Below are 14,669 nucleotides of genomic sequence, written 5' to 3' on the forward strand. Positions count from 1 at the left end.
TATTATAATAAAATCTAAAACAATCATCAGCAATCTCTTTTTCCATCCTTAGTTGAACTCTTAAAAATTATTATACTTTTTTAAGATTTTCTTAATAAGGGCAGCATATAAGCTGGTTTGCTCATATTAAGGAATCTTATTTTATAATCAATAATTAGGAGTATAATATGACAAAACCATCCGTTATTAAACTAGCTACCCCTTTTGAACGCTTAAAATTTCATAATCCTTTACCTGATATTGCACTTAGGCTAGCTATTATTATGCAAGCAATAATCGATTCAACTAATACTTCTCCAAAAAAAGAGGCTAAAAAAGCAGAAGACGCAGCTAAAAAATGGATTTTTGTAGATAATGAAGATTTTATTACCATATGTTTTGAAGCAGGTATAGAACACTCTTTAGTAAGAAAAATCACTAAAGGCTTAATTAGACTACAACAAAATAAATCAGTTACCTATGAAGGAGATTTATTTTGTAATAAAAGCTTGAAATTACGCTAAATATAAATTAAGTGTATAGATGTTACTAGGTAACATCTATACACACTATAACTAATATTTACGTTATAGTTCTAATTTTAAGCTATAAGGTTATTTATGATTATTTCAGTTTCAGGGCAACATATTTCTATTGGTAGTAATTTACAAGAATATTCAAAAGAAAGAGTGAACCAAGTTCTAACAAAATATTTTTCCGATATAATAAGTGCAGATATACATTATTCAAAAGAAGGAATGAATTTTAAATGTGATATTATAGCAAAATATGGTTCAGGTAAGCATAATATCGTTAAAAGTAATGAGAGCTGCAATGACATATATGTAGCATTTGACAAAGCTATGGCAAAACTTGAAAAGCAGCTTAGAAAATATAAATCAAAACTAAAAAATCATCACACAGGTAAAGTAAAAATATCTGAAATCAATTCTGAGGGTACTAAATACATTATTAGCCCCCAAGATCAAGAAAATACTAATGATACAAATGATGCTAATTATCCAATAATTATTGCTGAAAAACCTGTAGAAATACTAAAGCTATCAGTAAAAGATGCAGTAATGAAAATGGATTTAGAGAATTTACCGGCAGTAGTATTCAAAAATATTAATAACAATCGTATAAATATAGTTTATTACCGTAAAGATGGTAATATTTCTTGGGTAGATTATAATTAATGATTCTTCCTTATAAAGGAATTAAACCTAACATTGATAAAACCGCTTATATTGCTCCAAGTAGTTCTATAATAGGTGATGTTAAGATCGGAAGTAATTCAAGCATTTGGTTTAACACTGTTTTAAGAGGAGATGTTGAATCAATAAAGATAGGAGATAATACTAACGTACAAGACGGCAGCGTAATTCATACTTCAAGGTTTAATGGTCCTGTAGAAATAGGCGATAACATAACTATTGGTCATTTATCGCTTATTCACGCTTGTATTATTTGTAATAATGCCTTTATTGGTATGAGTAGCACAATAATGGACTATGCTGTAATAGAAGAATATGCTTTTGTTGCTGCAGGAAGCCTTGTACCTCCTAAAAAAATAATTAAATCTAAAGAATTATGGATGGGTCGCCCTGCAAAATTCGTTAGATATTTAACAGATCAAGAGTTAGAAGAAATGCAAGATAATGTAAGGAATTACATAGAACTTGCTAATATTTATAGCTCTAATAAATAGTGAATTGATTCATGCAGACACTTCAAAAGTTGAGAGTCAAATAAGCTATAAACCAAGTTAGGCGTATTATATTTTTAGTACTTTCTTAGTAATTGTTATACTTCGCATAATAATTTACTTTAGTTTTTCGATTTCTTTTTTGGTTAAACCTGTAAAATCTATTATTTCATCTAAAGGCTTATTTTTTACTAATATCTTTTTAGCTAGAGTAATTTTCTCGGTTTTTCTGCCTTTTTCTATGCCTTTCTCAATACCTTCTTGTAACCAGTGATGTGCTACGCTTCCCATAATTTTTTTATATTTTTAATTTCTCAATCTCTTCTTTTTTTAACTTAGTATATTTTATAATTTTTTCTAAAGGCTCTTTATTAGCCATCATTTCTTTTGCTAAAATAATTTTCTCTGTTTTGCTACCTTTTTCTATGCCTTTCTCAATACCTTGTACTATACCTTTCTCAATACCTTCTTGTAACCAGTGATGTGCTATGCTTCCCATAATTTCCTCTTCTGTTTTAGGATTTAAGCTTGTTTTAAGCATATTTTCTAACTTTATTTTATCAGTTTGCTCTATTTTAGTCAAAGAGTAACTTAAAGCACTCTTTATATACTCAATGCCGCTACTAGAAGCAGCAATTGTTGCTAAACAACCAGATATCTCTTACCATTTATCAAATATATTAGGTTTGTGTATATATTTCATCAAAATTTGTAATGGAGCAAGCCAAGGATTTTCTTTTAATTTTTCATCAGATATATCACGCAAATTTATAAGCTGATAATCATTACTCCAAGTAGATTTTACAAGTTCACTATTTTCAAACAAATCCCACAAATTTAAAGGAGTAGTATATTTTTTATGATCATTTGAATATATTAACGGATATATAAAAGGAAACTTTTTAGAATTGGGATATGAAATTAAGTGTTTTTCAACAATATTTAACATATATTTGAACAAACGAAATGCCATATGAAAGTCCGAGCTACTTTGATGTTCGCACAAAATATATATAACAATCTCTATTATTAATTCTAGCAGAATATAAAACATCTGTAATAGATTCTTTAAGGTTTGGCTCTATGAAGCTATCATTTTCTAGCGTTAAAGTAGTAGGCGAGAATAAAGCTTTTATTTCAGCCGCCAAATATTCCTCAAAAAATTCTCTCGCAACTATTGGATTTGATAAAGCCTTTTGAAAAAACTTATCATGCTTTATTTTTTCAGACATTAATATTATCTTGTAACTAATAAAAGAGTATTATATAAGATTTTCTATTATAAGTATATAAAAAGTTATAGCTTCTAATTTAGATTTCGTGAAGATTGATAATTATATATATCTTGGGTAAAAAATTTTATCTAAAAAACTCTGGTTTAAACAGTTTGAAACTTTCCTGAGCTGACGTTGGTAATGGTGTTAAATTATATTGCGGATCAAAAGCATTTCCATAAATCTTTTCTGTCTTTTTAATTGAATTTGGAAATTTTAAAGATAATAATATAGACTTTAAAATAGTAAAAATTGCTATGTAAGGATCAGTTTCAGGAGAAGATAAGCGATGCTCTAAACGTTTAGGAACAACATTTAGAGTTCGAATAGCTACACTTCTGTTATTTCCTCCATAAGATACATGAGTCGGGGCCATAAAATCTTTATCAAGGCGTAAATAATCAATACTACCCGGCATAAAAGCAAGTAGAGTATCTAGCATATAATGGCATAAACCTTGTGCTGCTAAAATTATATAATCGCCAGATTCCATATCAAAACTTATATGGAAATGCATACTATTCCCATAATCATTTAAAAAAGGTTTAGGAGAGAAATCCGTATGACCATTTAAATACTCAGCTATTTTTGTTAAAGTATTTTTAACTTTAAGTATCATTTTTGCATAATTTACTAAATCATGGGATGGAGGAAGATCTATTTCGAATTGATTATTACCCTTTTCTTTTTTTATTTTAGAAATTTTAAACTTCGTTAAATATTTTCTTGCAAGTATTTCAAATTTAGATATATCAATATTAGGGCTTAAGTAAAACTCTATTTCTACCCCAATGATAGGTATTAAATTATAATCTTTATGAAATTGGAAAATGATTTTTTCTAGCTGTTTCTTTTTTTGTAGGTTATTAGATAAGGTATTAATAAAATTATTATAGGATATTTGCATGAAAGCACTAATAAACGGACTAGTATATTATAAAATTTTTGACAGAACATTCAAGGATTCTAGTCATAGATATGTAAAAAAAAATAATTCTATAGATGAAATAGAAATAATAAGAAACAAAAAAGCCATAACTGATTATTTTAAAGCAGAAGATATTCTAATTTTAAATCAAGTTCACGGTATAGATATTATTGATGCAGATAATAATTCTATTATCATACCTGAAACTGATGGCAGTATTACTACTAGAAAAAATTTAGTTCTAGCAGTGCAAACTGCAGATTGTGTACCAGTGTTACTGGCAAGCGATGATGGTAAAATAATTGGAGCAGCACATGCAGGATGGAAAGGTGCTATAAACGGTATTATCCATAATATAGTTAATAAAATGATAGAAAAAGGTGCAAAAAATTTGGCTGCACTAATAGGTCCTGCTATAGCTCAAGGATCATATGAAGTTGATACAGAATATTATAAGGCTTTTTTAGATAAAGATATTAATAACAAACAATTCTTCATAAACTCAAAAAAAGAAAATCATTATATGTTTGATTTGCCAGGATTCGTAGAATTACAGCTTAAACAAGCAGGAGTTAAAAATATTAAAAAAATTGCGGAAGATACTTATACAAACCCAGCAAAATACCCTAGCAAAAGACGCTCTTATCACTTGCAAGAGCCTTATAATCAAAATATATTATCAACAATTATAATTAAAATTAGTATTATGAACCAAGAAAAATCTTACTATCAAATAGTTTACGCTCCAAACGATATCTTTAAGAAGCAAGCAGAATATATAGAAGTTGTTGATGATAATATTCGTACTATTGTAGACAAAATGCTTAATACTATGCAGATAGAAAGAGCGGTAGGGCTTGGTGCTAATATGGTTGGTATATTAAAGCGTATAGCGGTAGTTGATTTACATGAGAATAACAAATCATCACCTATTATTTTTATCAATCCGGAAATAACTTATTTCTCAAACGACAAACAAACATTTATGGAAAGATCTTTATCATTTCCAGGAATAGAAGCACCTATTACCAGATCAAAAGCAATAAAAATAAATTACCTTGATTATCAAGGGAATAAACAAGAGCTAGAAGCACATGATTTTTTAGCAACAGTAATTCAGCATGAAGTAGATTATTTAAATGGCAAAGTTTTTTTAGATCATTTATCTAAACTAAAACGTGACACTTTGCTTAAAAAAATGCTGAAGCATATAAAAATGCACCCTCCTCATGTTCATGGAAGCGGCTGTAGGCATTAAGATTATTTAAACATTGACAATATACTATAGCTTTATTACTACATGGTTAATAAACCTTAATAGTTTAATATGTTAGTTAATAGTCAACCAGTAGTAAGGATGCACGAAAATATTATAGCGTTAGATATTTATTCTAATTATAGCTTAATGCGATAAGGTAATGACTTATAGTATGAGTTGGATTATACTAAATGAAAAACTTATGGCAAAGGCATATTCATACGATTTAAGAATACGAGTAATAAAAAGTTTAACAGATGGTAAAACAATAAAAGAGACTTCAGAGATATACTCTATTAGTAGGAAGACTATAATAGAGTGGAAAAAATTAAAGAAACAAACTGGGGATGTCAAAGCAAAAAGTGGTTATCATACAGGACATCGTAGAATAATAAGAGACATAGAGGGATTTAAAAAATTTATAGAATTAAATTTTGATAAAACCACCATGGAGCTAGCTAATAACTGGAATCAAAAAGTATCTGCAAGTACGATATCAAGATTGCTTAATAAATTAGGTTATAGTTATAAAAAAAACTTTTCTTCATCCCAAAAGGGATATTGGTCTAAGGAATGAGTTTATATTGAAACTAAAAACTATAGATAAACAAGATTTAGTATTTATCGATGAGTCTGGTGAAAATACTATAAGTAAGTAGAACAAAACTTATTTAAAATAATAAGATTTTAAATAGGTAATGATGAACAGAAAATATAGACACTTATCTCGCGAAGAGAGATATGACAAAACTTACGCTATGTTTGGTTCTAAATATCGTAAAGATGGAGAACGCAGCTGTTGTTGCATATAGTCATCTAAAAGCCCTAACTTTATTTGGTAAACCGTTTTACCGATTGTATTTGCAGTCCTTTTGAGAAATGCCCAAACTAAAAATGCACAACTAATATGATTACGTTGAATACGCTGTTTCCTGCATTGATAACGTTCTATCCCAGTAAGTTGCTTAATTTCTCTGTGCATGCTCTCAATTACCCATCGAAAGCCACACTCATCTTGTGCAGCTTTAGAAGATTTGTGAGTTTTGTTATTGGTAACAACATACTCAACTCTGTTGGTAGAAACAGTAAATTTAAACAAATTAACATGCTTATTTTTAGCAAAGCCTTTTATATGAATCTCTACTCCATGCCTGATCTCTTCATCTGAAAATGTCAACTCTTTTACAGCTTTATAAGGTTTAGAATCGTGTGTTTTACTAACGTTTCTATTGGCTTTAATAGGGGCATAATAATATTTCCCCAGAGAGTCAACATGTTGCATAATTTTGTGTGTAGAATACCATGTGTCAAAAAGTACTGTTTGAAAAGGAATCTTCTTGCTATAAACAGCATTATTTAACATGTTTAATAGGTGTTCTAGTTTTGTTGCTCCATCATGATCAGGTGCAAAAATTCGATAATCTATTACCCAAAACTTATTAATATCAGGGTTATAATATACCAGACTCACTACTCCTATACCTTTAGTAACTCTACCTGTAGCTCCACTGTACTGCGATCTTGCAATTTCTATTTGCTTCGTATTCCTTTTATTTAAAACCGTATCATCAAATATTGTATATCCATTAGATGAAAAAATAACATCATTCTTGATGTGTTCCCATAACAAAGAAGGTGTATATTTTTCATTCCTTAAAAATCTATTAATAACATCATGACTACATTTCTTTGCATGTTCAGCGTAGTAGGTTAAACTATAATTCTTTTGGCTAACTATTAAAAATTGACAATAATCTGTCCTATTAATTGGTATTGCTTGCAACTTTATCCTCTTTGACATGTTTAATTATTTTTACAATAATTTATCACTTTTTTACTCATAACGTAAGTTTTGTATAGCATAAGTCATTAAGGTACTGACAGAGTGAGAGTATCATGTTATAGTAAGCAAATATTAACAAGCATGTAAAGAGATATGGCACGAGCATATGCAATAGAACTAAGACTAAGAGTTATAAAAGCTGTAGAAGCAGGGATACGAATAAGTAAGGTAAGTAAATTATTTAATGTAAGTCGTGATACTATATATACAAAACTTACGCTATGTTTGATATAATGCCCATGAATTAAGGGATATTATGAAGTGCTTCACTATAAAACATTGCTGTGTAATAAGAGTTTTTAGCATATTTGCTATAACATAGCGTAAGTTTTGTATAAATGGAAAAAATTAAAAGATAAGCAAGGTACTTTAGAAGCAGCAACTGGTTATCAGAAAGGACATAGTCATGAAAATGCAAGGACTAAGTAGAACAAAACCTATAAATTTTCTGCCCAAATTTCATTGGGGGTTTTATAACCAAAAATCTTTCTTGGCATGTTATTTAAAATCTCAGCAACATTGTCAAGACCTCTTTGTGTAACGGTAGTAATATCTGTATTTTTAGGTAAAATTCTATGAATCATAGAATTCATTTTTTCCACTAATGCTTTTTGTCTAGGGCGGTATGGATCACAAAAGAAAGTTTGAAACCCAGATAGTCTATAGGCAACATGCCCCACAAACTCTTTGCCATTATCCATAGTAATAGTCTTTCTCACACTATTTGGAAGAGTTTTTATCTTTCTTAAAAAACCATTGGTAACTGTTGTAGCTCTCTTGGAGTTATTCAGCACTAAAATAATCTTTTGACTCTTTATTATCCACCAGTGCACCAATATTCATACTTTGATTACCTTTATGAAATGTAAGATCTGCCTCAAAATTCCCTACTTCTACCTTTTTCGTAGCTATTGCATCACGCTGATGTATTGAGATCCTTTGTGGTATAATGATCCTTTGACGCCTCTTCCCTCTTTCTTGCCTTTTATATCTTTTAGAAGGTAAATAGCTATATAACTTTAATCTCTTTTGGGTATATTCCCCGCCGCTTGCGGCGTAATATGGCGGAATGAGCAAATATATACATAAAAGTCATAATGTTACGGTACTGCTGTATCACATGGTATTTCCAGCAAAATATCGCCGAGCAGTGTTTGACGTATCAGTTGATCAAGTATTACGAGAAATATGTTTAGAGATAGAAAAGAGATATCAAATAAAATTTTTAGAAATAGGGGTTGATGAAGATCATGTCCATTTTTTGGTACAATCTGTACCAACCTATAGCGTAACAAAAATAGTAACAACAATTAAAAGTGTTACAGCTCGTCAAATATTTAGACAGTGTCCACAGGTAAAGAAACAATTATGGGGTGGAGAATTTTGGACTGATGGATATTTACGAGTACGGTAGGTAAGCATGGAAATGAGAATATGATAGGAAAATACGTAAAAAACCAAGGCAAGGAATATCAGAAACTGCATGAGGATCATCAGCTAGCTTTCTTCTAAAATACCCCGCTGCTTGCGGCGGGGATTACTTTTATTTTAGCTGCTACTGCAGAAGTGTAAACAAATCTATATATACTTTCTGTACTGATACACAAAGCTGTATTTTTGTCTAGTTTTAACTTTCCGGCTATAGCATCCGGCGACCATTTCTTGCGAATCATAGCATTTTTAATATAATCTAACAACATAGGGTTCTTTTCTATTTTTAATAACTCTTGCTGATACATCCTGTTTTCATATTTTTCCTGAGCAACACAAGGCATATACTTATCTTTTACCTTATTTCTTTTTAGCTCCATACTAATAGTGCTTTTCCTCGTAAGATGTTGTGCTATCTTATTAATACTGACTCCTAGGTCATACATTCTTTTTATCTCATATCTCTCTTCTCGAGATAAGTGTCTATATTTTCTGTTCATCATTACCTATTTAAAATCTTATTATTTTAAATAGGTTCTGTTCTACTTACTTATAGTATTTTCAGTCATAAGATAAAAGATTCAGAATCTTTTAAAGAATTTTTTAAAGCTAATATGAATAAAACATCAAAGGAGTTAGCAAAGCAATGGGGTAATATTGCATCTGTAACTATTTTAAGACAAATCAGAAAACTTGGCTATAGCTATAAACAAAACTCATTTTCATCCGAAAAGAGATATTAAATTAAGAAATGAATTTATAGCAAAGATACAAACCATCACAAAAGACAAATTAGTATATCTTGATGAATCTGGAATAGAGGATAATGCTTGCAAAGAGTATGGATGGAGCATTATAGGACAAAGGTGTTATGGAGAAAAGGTGTATCAACATAAATTTAGAATAAGTATGATAGCTGGTCTTTGTAATGGTAATCTTATTGCTCCTGTAATATTTGAAGGTAATTGTAATACAGAGGTCTTTAAAACTTATATTAGGGATGTATTAATTACAGAATTACAACCTGGGCAAACCGTTATTATGGATAACATTAATTTTCATAAAAATTCTAAAGTTAAAGAGTTAATTGAATCCGTTGGTTGTACCATATTGTATTTACCAACTTACTCTCCTGATTTAAATCCTATAGAGCATTACTGGTTTAAGATAAAAAATGAAATTAGGAAAGTTGTAGGAGATTTTGAAACATTTTATGATGCTGTTTTTAATACTATTAAATTGTCAGTATCTTAATGATTTATGCTATATATTTTTATTATTATCTATATATAAGTAGTTAGCGAAATTTTTTTCAGGTTGAGCTGAAATTTCTTTCGGGTTGGGGCGAAAAATTTTTCGTGTAGTGCCGAAATTTTTTTCGTTTTCAGTTGAAGATTTATGATCATAAAGTTGGAAATCTTTTGCTAATTTTATACAAGGGGTATTACGACATTTGATACCATATTTAATAATTGTTGTGGTAGAAAGATTGATGAACCCGGATTGTTCCAATTCGAGTAAACATTGTCTTACTCTTCGTTGACAAACACTCAAGTGTTGTTCAAAGAAATGATAAGTTTCCTGAAGTTCATCAATGCTATTATTATGATAGATTTGCATGCGGAAGACTATAAGAGATAGGAGTTGTCTTGAGGTTTTACTTAAAATTTTACCATTACGAGAGGAAAGAGTACTCCATTCAGGCGGAACAAAATTACCAACAAAATTGTAGAAGATAGTGTGATTTTTATCACTATGATTATGGATTACACAATCAGGAGTGAAATGTGAGCAGCATATAGTGTGCATAAGACCTCAACTTAAACATCAGGTTTAATCGAGGTAATAAGGCAATTAAAGCAGTATTTTTAAAAATGCGAGGAGCATATAAGCAGCATACAGAGTAGGGAGGTAAAATTAGTAGATTATGAAAAGCCTGATTGTAAGGTGGTGGGTGATAGTGGACTCGAACCTCTAACCTTTACGATGTCAACCTAAAAGCCTCTTTTTCCCTGCTTCTTTGCTTCTTGCTCATACACTAATTTGTAGCTCATAACCCTAATGTTTATGGTACTTTTCTTGGGTGCCAAAAAATTACAGCTTAACTGTAGTAGAGTTGCAATTATTTGTCAATATTAAAAAAATAGTACAAATCTAAAAATAATATGTGGATATGATGAGCATATAATTAGTTCAAACTAATGGCTAATTTTTATCTTATAATTATATTTAGACCTTTTGAATTTGATAAAAAATTATAGCAACTATTAATTGTTAAATTGTATATAGTTAGGATAAATCATCATTTTTTAAAGTATAATCTTATTTAACATAAGATTTGTTTTTCTGAGTAAAGCATATTACAGTTTAATTATATATGAATTAAGCTGTGGGAGGATTTATGTCAGTTAAATCACTAGTTTTTACTAAAGAAGCATTACATGAAATTAAAGCTCCACAGGCAAAACGAGATGTATATAAAGATACCAAAGAAAAAGGATTATTGCTAATTGTATCATATGGTGGTAGTAAAATATTTTATTTGGGCACAGTACTTGATAAGAAATATCATAGAATTAAAATAGGTGTGTTCCCTGATCTATCAATTATTGATGCTAGAGCCAAAGCATCTGAATTAAAAGGTGAGATCGCCAAAGGATATAATCCTGTAGAAGAAAAAGCTAGATTATCAAAAGAACTGACCTTTAAGGAGCTTTATGATAAATACCTTAATGAATATAGTAAAATTAATAATAAAAGATGGAAAGATTATGCCGCTTCTGTAGATAGATATGCAAAACATTTATATCCTAGAAAAATATCTACTATTTAAAAAACAGATATTCAAGAATTATTTAATAATTTAACTAAAACCGGTAAATATGGAGCTAATAGATTTCTTGAAGTTTTAAGTCCTGTATTTAGTAAAGCAATAGAATGGGAATTGCTTACAATAAATCCAGTTATTGGCATAAAGAAGCACAAGGAACAATCAAGAAGCAGGTATTTAACTAGGGAAGAAATACCACGATTTTTTACAGCAATAGCAGACGAGCAAAACCAGGTAATGCAAGACTTTTTCTTAATAGCTTTGTATACATCAGTTCGTAAGGATAATTTACTTACTATGCGTTGGGAACAGGTGAGTTTTGCTGATAAACAATTATATCTTCCAGAAACTAAAAATGGTGATCCTCACCGTTTACCTTTACTAGATCAGGCAGTAGAAATATTAAAAGCCAGGAAAGAGCAATCTACTAGCATGTGGGTATTTCCAAGTGAGACCAGCAGTAGTGGTCACCTGCAGGAACCAAAGAAAGCGTGGAAGAGGATTTGTAAAAAGGCAGGAATAGAAAATTTAAGAATCCATGATTTAAGAAGAACAATACCAAGCTGGATTGCAATGACCGGAGCAAATCAATATGTAATAGGACAGCTTCTAAATCATAGAGATCCAAGATCAACGGCAGTTTATACTAGACTTGCCACTGATACTGCTCGAAAATATATGCAAAAAGCTGTAAATGCTATTATAAATACAAAATCTTAAATATATATTTAATAGATCAAGAACATAGATTGGTATATTTTATCAATGAAGAAAATCAAACTTTGTAAAGGACATTATTAATTTAGTTTATGCCTTAAAATAAAAAGCTAAAACTCTATTTTTGATACTAACTTATCTTAAAAAAAGGTTAATTTAAATTGGCTTTATTATTAAAAAGGAATTGAACCGGCACATTTTCACTATTTTCTACAAGAAAACGATAATATTGTTTTGCAAGATCCACAGCATCATAACTACAGCAGGACTGAATAGCAAGTTTTAAACATTCTAATTTTAACTCTACATCACTTCTAAACATACACAACTCACCAATAATTTATTTCGTTAATATTAGCAAAATTACTGCTAGTTATCAACAAATTCATGGATAGAGCTATAGATTCTATCTCCAGATATCCACAGTTTTAGATGAATTACCGCTTTTTTTGTTATGGCTTAAAACTCCACTGGCAATGTAAAAATTAGGATGTTAATGTCATGACTAGCAAAACTTATCTATTAATGGAAATATCACTTAATTAATATGAATAATAATTGTGCTAATCAAAGATTATATTGGTCACTATCTACTTCCTTAAAATATATGGGATTAAGCTTAGATGAGTGGTTTGTTATATTACTTGGTATAGTACCTGGGATAGTGTTACTAAATAGCGGACATGCTAAGCTTGGGATGATATGCATTATAGCTGGTATTGTACTTTGCTATACATTTAAAAAGTTTAAGAAAATATCAGAATATTTTATACTTAAGAGTTATTTAGTCGCTAAGAAATGGCTATATGCTCCTACTTCTTATCCTAATCTACTTGGTAAAAAGGTAGGCAAGTAATGGATCATTTAATAAAAGTAATCCCCGCCGCAAGCAGCGGGGTATTTTAGAAGAAAGCTAGCTGATGATCCTCATGCAGTTTCTGATATTCCTTGCCTTGGTTTTTTACGTATTTTCCTATCATATTCTCATTTCCATGCTTACCTACCGTACTCGTAAAATATCCATCAGTCCAAAATTCTCCACCCCATAATTGTTTCTTTACCTGTGGACACTGTCTAAATATTTGACGAGCTGTAACACTTTTAATTGTTGTTACTATTTTTGTTACGCTATAGGTTGGTACAGATTGTACCAAAAAATGGACATGATCTTCATCAACCCCTATTTCTAAAAATTTTATTTGATATCTCTTTTCTATCTCTAAACATATTTCTCGTAATACTTGATCAACTGATACGTCAAACACTGCTCGGCGATATTTTGCTGGAAATACCATGTGATACAGCAGTACCGTAACATTATGACTTTTATGTATATATTTGCTCATTCCGCCATATTACGCCGCAAGCGGCGGGGAATATACCCAAAAGAGATTTAAACAAAGCGGGATTCAGCAGCTAGTTAAATATAATAAGAGATTATTGCTTATCACATTGCTGCGTGCAGTTACGAGTCTACTTGGAATGATGAAAACAGTTAGCACGGAAGAAAAATGGTTATTAATTCCGGCAATAGAGCCAGATCGTCGGATGATAGTATCATCCAAGAACTATCATGAGACATATCTTAAAGAATGGGCAGTTTTCGTAATGAAAGAATTATTTACTACTTCGCCAGAAGGAGTAGAGAGGCAAATAGCAGATATGAAGGTGGTATCTAGTAATACAGAGCAATTGGATAAATTTTTTAAGGAACATTTAGATTTTGTTAAAGGCTCTAATATTTCATCGGTATTTTTTCCTAAAAAAGTAAAAGTCATTGCGGATGGAGTATTAATTAATGGAACATTTCGTTATTGGTTTTCTGAGAATAAGCATGTCGCAGCTGATAAAACTTATTTATTAACTTACAAGCGAGGAGCTAATCATTTGTTGTTACTTACTGGTATTAAGGAAGAAGAGGCAAATAAGCAATGAAAAGTTTACAGTCAGAGTTACAGATATTAGTAGTTTTTGTTGGCATAATGCTTGCAAGTTTTAGTAGTAATACTTACGCTATAGGTTATATGTTACATGCTGATTCTTTGTTAGAGCTACAAATAGCAAAAGACGCTCCAACTAGGATTAATATCGAAGGAGAAAAGATTAACGATATTTTTATTCATCCGCAGGAAGCTGCAGAAATAGTTGTGCATGATTCGGGCTGTTTATTTATTTTACCGCAGCAAGATAAAGTTAAGCTTTACTTAACCCTAATTGGGGAAAATGGCACGATCCAAGATTTAATGCTGAATTTTACTAAAAGCAAACCAGCACTGATTAGACTCATTAAGTTTGATTTAGAACAAGAAGTAACAAAGTTAACTAATAATAAGGAAGAGAAGCATCATGAATGTAAAAAACAAAGATGTACGAGAAAAAGAAAAGAATAAACAGTATTTAAGAATAATATATAATTTATTGCCGGTATTATTAATTTTTTGTCTAAATGTAATACTGCCTGAAATCGCTTTAGGAGAAACATTAGAAGGACAGTTAGATCACATTGGTGGACTCTCTACTGGTAAACTTAAAACTATCGGGATATCAGGGGCAACGATTTTATCATCAATCTGGGCAGTAGTCAGGGGTAATTTAAGACTTGCCGGAGCAATTGTAGCTATTGGTATTATTTTAGGGTTTTATTTAGAGTGGGTCTCTAGTGGGATGAAAATCAGTTAGATAATTAGGATATTGATTAAAA

19 protein-coding genes and 6 pseudogenes are annotated in these 14,669 nt (G+C 30.4%); 14 read left to right on the forward strand and 11 right to left on the reverse strand.

The features are described from left to right. Positions 1–167 precede the first annotated feature (167 nt). The 3 genes from AAGD55_RS07495 (at position 168) to AAGD55_RS07505 (ending at position 1,690) form a co-directional block, all read left to right on the forward strand. Positions 168–503, forward strand: coding sequence for a hypothetical protein (locus AAGD55_RS07495; RefSeq protein ID WP_341791011.1), 336 nt, complete (start codon positions 168–170; stop codon positions 501–503). 96 nt (positions 504–599) lie between these two features. Beyond that, positions 600–1,178 (forward strand): ribosome hibernation-promoting factor, HPF/YfiA family, encoded by a 579-nt coding sequence (hpf, locus tag AAGD55_RS07500; RefSeq protein WP_341791012.1) that lies wholly within the window; start codon positions 600–602, stop codon positions 1,176–1,178. Beyond that, positions 1,178–1,690 carry a gamma carbonic anhydrase family protein gene (locus AAGD55_RS07505; protein ID WP_341791013.1) on the forward strand — a complete coding sequence of 171 codons (513 nt, stop codon included), beginning with the start codon at positions 1,178–1,180 and terminating at the stop codon, positions 1,688–1,690. The genes hpf and AAGD55_RS07505 overlap by 1 nt, the downstream gene beginning before the upstream one ends. Positions 1,691–1,804: 114 nt before the next feature. Here the strand turns inward: AAGD55_RS07505 and AAGD55_RS07510 are convergent, their stop codons facing one another. The 4 genes and pseudogenes from AAGD55_RS07510 to AAGD55_RS07530 all read right to left on the reverse strand — a co-directional run bounded on the left by AAGD55_RS07510 (position 1,805) and on the right by AAGD55_RS07530 (position 3,868). Then, positions 1,805–1,978, reverse strand: a complete 174-nt coding sequence (locus AAGD55_RS07510; protein WP_341791014.1) for a transposase — start codon at positions 1,976–1,978, stop codon at positions 1,805–1,807. Positions 1,979–1,985: 7 nt separating this feature from the next. After that, positions 1,986–2,270, reverse strand: a complete 285-nt coding sequence (locus AAGD55_RS07515; RefSeq protein WP_341791015.1) for a transposase — start codon at positions 2,268–2,270, stop codon at positions 1,986–1,988. Between the two features lie 78 nt (positions 2,271–2,348). Further along, positions 2,349–2,919 (reverse strand): annotated as a pseudogene (locus AAGD55_RS07520) (Rpn family recombination-promoting nuclease/putative transposase). Between the two features lie 127 nt (positions 2,920–3,046). Beyond that, a complete protein-coding gene (locus tag AAGD55_RS07530) occupies positions 3,047–3,868 on the reverse strand; it encodes a glutamine synthetase (RefSeq protein WP_341791018.1) in 822 nt (273 codons plus the stop codon). On the opposite strand from AAGD55_RS07530, the pseudogene pgeF reads away from it, so the two are divergent. From pgeF to AAGD55_RS07545, 3 genes and pseudogenes are all read left to right on the forward strand, one after another. Continuing rightward, a pseudogene (gene pgeF / locus AAGD55_RS07535) lies at positions 3,867–4,586 on the forward strand (peptidoglycan editing factor PgeF); the annotation flags it as partial. The gene AAGD55_RS07530 and the pseudogene pgeF overlap by 2 nt on opposite strands. Before the next feature lie 9 nt (positions 4,587–4,595). Next, entirely contained in the window at positions 4,596–5,147 is a 552-nt protein-coding gene (gene def, locus AAGD55_RS07540; RefSeq protein WP_341792553.1) for a peptide deformylase, read from the forward strand. Positions 5,148–5,319: 172 nt separating this feature from the next. After that, positions 5,320–5,724: a helix-turn-helix domain-containing protein gene (locus AAGD55_RS07545; protein ID WP_341791019.1), complete on the forward strand. Its 405-nt coding sequence runs from the start codon at positions 5,320–5,322 to the stop codon at positions 5,722–5,724. A gap of 174 nt (positions 5,725–5,898) precedes the next feature. Here the strand turns inward: AAGD55_RS07545 and AAGD55_RS07550 are convergent, their stop codons facing one another. After that, positions 5,899–6,948: a transposase gene (locus tag AAGD55_RS07550; protein ID WP_341791020.1), complete on the reverse strand. Its 1,050-nt coding sequence runs from the start codon at positions 6,946–6,948 to the stop codon at positions 5,899–5,901. A gap of 135 nt (positions 6,949–7,083) precedes the next feature. On the opposite strand from AAGD55_RS07550, the gene AAGD55_RS07555 reads away from it, so the two are divergent. Beyond that, on the forward strand, positions 7,084–7,224 hold the full coding sequence (locus tag AAGD55_RS07555; RefSeq protein ID WP_341791021.1) for an IS630 transposase-related protein: 141 nt from the start codon (positions 7,084–7,086) through the stop codon (positions 7,222–7,224). Between the two features lie 203 nt (positions 7,225–7,427). Here AAGD55_RS07555 and AAGD55_RS07560 read toward each other — a convergent pair whose 3' ends face one another. Continuing rightward, a complete protein-coding gene (locus AAGD55_RS07560) occupies positions 7,428–7,823 on the reverse strand; it encodes an IS30 family transposase (protein ID WP_341790873.1) in 396 nt (131 codons plus the stop codon). Continuing rightward, on the reverse strand, positions 7,774–8,067 hold the full coding sequence (locus tag AAGD55_RS07565; RefSeq protein WP_341791022.1) for a hypothetical protein: 294 nt from the start codon (positions 8,065–8,067) through the stop codon (positions 7,774–7,776). The genes AAGD55_RS07560 and AAGD55_RS07565 overlap by 50 nt, the downstream gene beginning before the upstream one ends. Here AAGD55_RS07565 and tnpA (AAGD55_RS07570) point away from each other — a divergent pair. Further along, positions 8,060–8,502 (forward strand): annotated as a pseudogene (gene tnpA, locus AAGD55_RS07570) (IS200/IS605 family transposase). The gene AAGD55_RS07565 and the pseudogene tnpA (AAGD55_RS07570) overlap by 8 nt on opposite strands. Here tnpA (AAGD55_RS07570) and AAGD55_RS07575 read toward each other — a convergent pair. Then, positions 8,499–8,924: a helix-turn-helix domain-containing protein gene (locus AAGD55_RS07575; protein WP_341791023.1), complete on the reverse strand. Its 426-nt coding sequence runs from the start codon at positions 8,922–8,924 to the stop codon at positions 8,499–8,501. The pseudogene tnpA (AAGD55_RS07570) and the gene AAGD55_RS07575 overlap by 4 nt on opposite strands. Positions 8,925–8,999: 75 nt before the next feature. Here AAGD55_RS07575 and AAGD55_RS07580 point away from each other — a divergent pair. After that, a pseudogene (locus tag AAGD55_RS07580) lies at positions 9,000–9,675 on the forward strand (IS630 family transposase); the annotation flags it as partial. A 12-nt stretch (positions 9,676–9,687) separates the two neighbouring features. Here AAGD55_RS07580 and AAGD55_RS07585 read toward each other — a convergent pair. Continuing rightward, positions 9,688–10,230: pseudogene (locus AAGD55_RS07585) on the reverse strand (hypothetical protein); the annotation flags it as partial. Positions 10,231–10,822: 592 nt separating this feature from the next. Between AAGD55_RS07585 and AAGD55_RS07590 the strand changes: the two are divergent. After that, a pseudogene (locus tag AAGD55_RS07590) lies at positions 10,823–11,971 on the forward strand (tyrosine-type recombinase/integrase). Between the two features lie 148 nt (positions 11,972–12,119). Here AAGD55_RS07590 and AAGD55_RS07595 read toward each other — a convergent pair. Further along, positions 12,120–12,290, reverse strand: a complete 171-nt coding sequence (locus AAGD55_RS07595) for a hypothetical protein (RefSeq protein ID WP_341791024.1) — start codon at positions 12,288–12,290, stop codon at positions 12,120–12,122. A 225-nt stretch (positions 12,291–12,515) separates the two neighbouring features. Between AAGD55_RS07595 and AAGD55_RS07600 the strand changes: the two genes are divergently transcribed. Further along, positions 12,516–12,824: a hypothetical protein gene (locus AAGD55_RS07600; protein ID WP_341791025.1), complete on the forward strand. Its 309-nt coding sequence runs from the start codon at positions 12,516–12,518 to the stop codon at positions 12,822–12,824. Positions 12,825–12,870: 46 nt separating this feature from the next. On the opposite strand, the gene tnpA (AAGD55_RS07605) is transcribed toward AAGD55_RS07600, so the two are convergent. Then, entirely contained in the window at positions 12,871–13,314 is a 444-nt protein-coding gene (gene tnpA / locus AAGD55_RS07605; RefSeq protein WP_341790826.1) for an IS200/IS605 family transposase, read from the reverse strand. Here tnpA (AAGD55_RS07605) and AAGD55_RS07610 point away from each other — a divergent pair. From AAGD55_RS07610 to AAGD55_RS07620, 3 genes are read left to right on the forward strand one after another with little or no spacing between them, the layout of a single operon-like run. Then, complete coding sequence (locus tag AAGD55_RS07610) at positions 13,307–13,903, forward strand: TraE/TraK family type IV conjugative transfer system protein (RefSeq protein ID WP_341791026.1); 597 nt, start codon at positions 13,307–13,309, stop codon at positions 13,901–13,903. The two genes, tnpA (AAGD55_RS07605) and AAGD55_RS07610, sit on opposite strands and share 8 nt — an antisense overlap. Next, positions 13,900–14,358 carry a hypothetical protein gene (locus tag AAGD55_RS07615; protein WP_341791027.1) on the forward strand — a complete coding sequence of 153 codons (459 nt, stop codon included), beginning with the start codon at positions 13,900–13,902 and terminating at the stop codon, positions 14,356–14,358. The genes AAGD55_RS07610 and AAGD55_RS07615 overlap by 4 nt, the downstream gene beginning before the upstream one ends. Further along, positions 14,315–14,647: a hypothetical protein gene (locus AAGD55_RS07620; RefSeq protein ID WP_341791028.1), complete on the forward strand. Its 333-nt coding sequence runs from the start codon at positions 14,315–14,317 to the stop codon at positions 14,645–14,647. The genes AAGD55_RS07615 and AAGD55_RS07620 overlap by 44 nt, the downstream gene beginning before the upstream one ends. The last annotated feature ends 22 nt before the right edge of the window (positions 14,648–14,669 follow it).

Source organism: Rickettsia endosymbiont of Gonocerus acuteangulatus, from assembly GCF_964026435.1.
Lineage (GTDB): Bacteria > Pseudomonadota > Alphaproteobacteria > Rickettsiales > Rickettsiaceae > Rickettsia.

What these genes read in the sequence shown, in the direction of transcription:
- AAGD55_RS07620 (WP_341791028.1), top strand. Translation starts at nt 14,315, where the DNA reads ATGAATGTAAAAAACAAAGATGTACGAGAAAAAGAAAAGAATAAACAG.
- AAGD55_RS07555 (WP_341791021.1), top strand. Translation starts at nt 7,084, where the DNA reads ATGGCACGAGCATATGCAATAGAACTAAGACTAAGAGTTATAAAAGCT.
- AAGD55_RS07575 (WP_341791023.1), bottom strand. Translation starts at nt 8,924, where the DNA reads ATGATGAACAGAAAATATAGACACTTATCTCGAGAAGAGAGATATGAG.
- AAGD55_RS07530 (WP_341791018.1), bottom strand. Translation starts at nt 3,868, where the DNA reads ATGCAAATATCCTATAATAATTTTATTAATACCTTATCTAATAACCTA.
- AAGD55_RS07495 (WP_341791011.1), top strand. Translation starts at nt 168, where the DNA reads ATGACAAAACCATCCGTTATTAAACTAGCTACCCCTTTTGAACGCTTA.
- AAGD55_RS07510 (WP_341791014.1), bottom strand. Translation starts at nt 1,978, where the DNA reads ATGGGAAGCGTAGCACATCACTGGTTACAAGAAGGTATTGAGAAAGGC.
- hpf (WP_341791012.1), top strand. Translation starts at nt 600, where the DNA reads ATGATTATTTCAGTTTCAGGGCAACATATTTCTATTGGTAGTAATTTA.
- AAGD55_RS07550 (WP_341791020.1), bottom strand. Translation starts at nt 6,948, where the DNA reads ATGTCAAAGAGGATAAAGTTGCAAGCAATACCAATTAATAGGACAGAT.
- AAGD55_RS07615 (WP_341791027.1), top strand. Translation starts at nt 13,900, where the DNA reads ATGAAAAGTTTACAGTCAGAGTTACAGATATTAGTAGTTTTTGTTGGC.
- def (WP_341792553.1), top strand. Translation starts at nt 4,596, where the DNA reads ATGAACCAAGAAAAATCTTACTATCAAATAGTTTACGCTCCAAACGAT.
- AAGD55_RS07505 (WP_341791013.1), top strand. Translation starts at nt 1,178, where the DNA reads ATGATTCTTCCTTATAAAGGAATTAAACCTAACATTGATAAAACCGCT.
- AAGD55_RS07595 (WP_341791024.1), bottom strand. Translation starts at nt 12,290, where the DNA reads ATGTTTAGAAGTGATGTAGAGTTAAAATTAGAATGTTTAAAACTTGCT.
- AAGD55_RS07600 (WP_341791025.1), top strand. Translation starts at nt 12,516, where the DNA reads ATGAATAATAATTGTGCTAATCAAAGATTATATTGGTCACTATCTACT.
- AAGD55_RS07545 (WP_341791019.1), top strand. Translation starts at nt 5,320, where the DNA reads ATGAGTTGGATTATACTAAATGAAAAACTTATGGCAAAGGCATATTCA.
- tnpA (WP_341790826.1), bottom strand. Translation starts at nt 13,314, where the DNA reads ATGAGCAAATATATACATAAAAGTCATAATGTTACGGTACTGCTGTAT.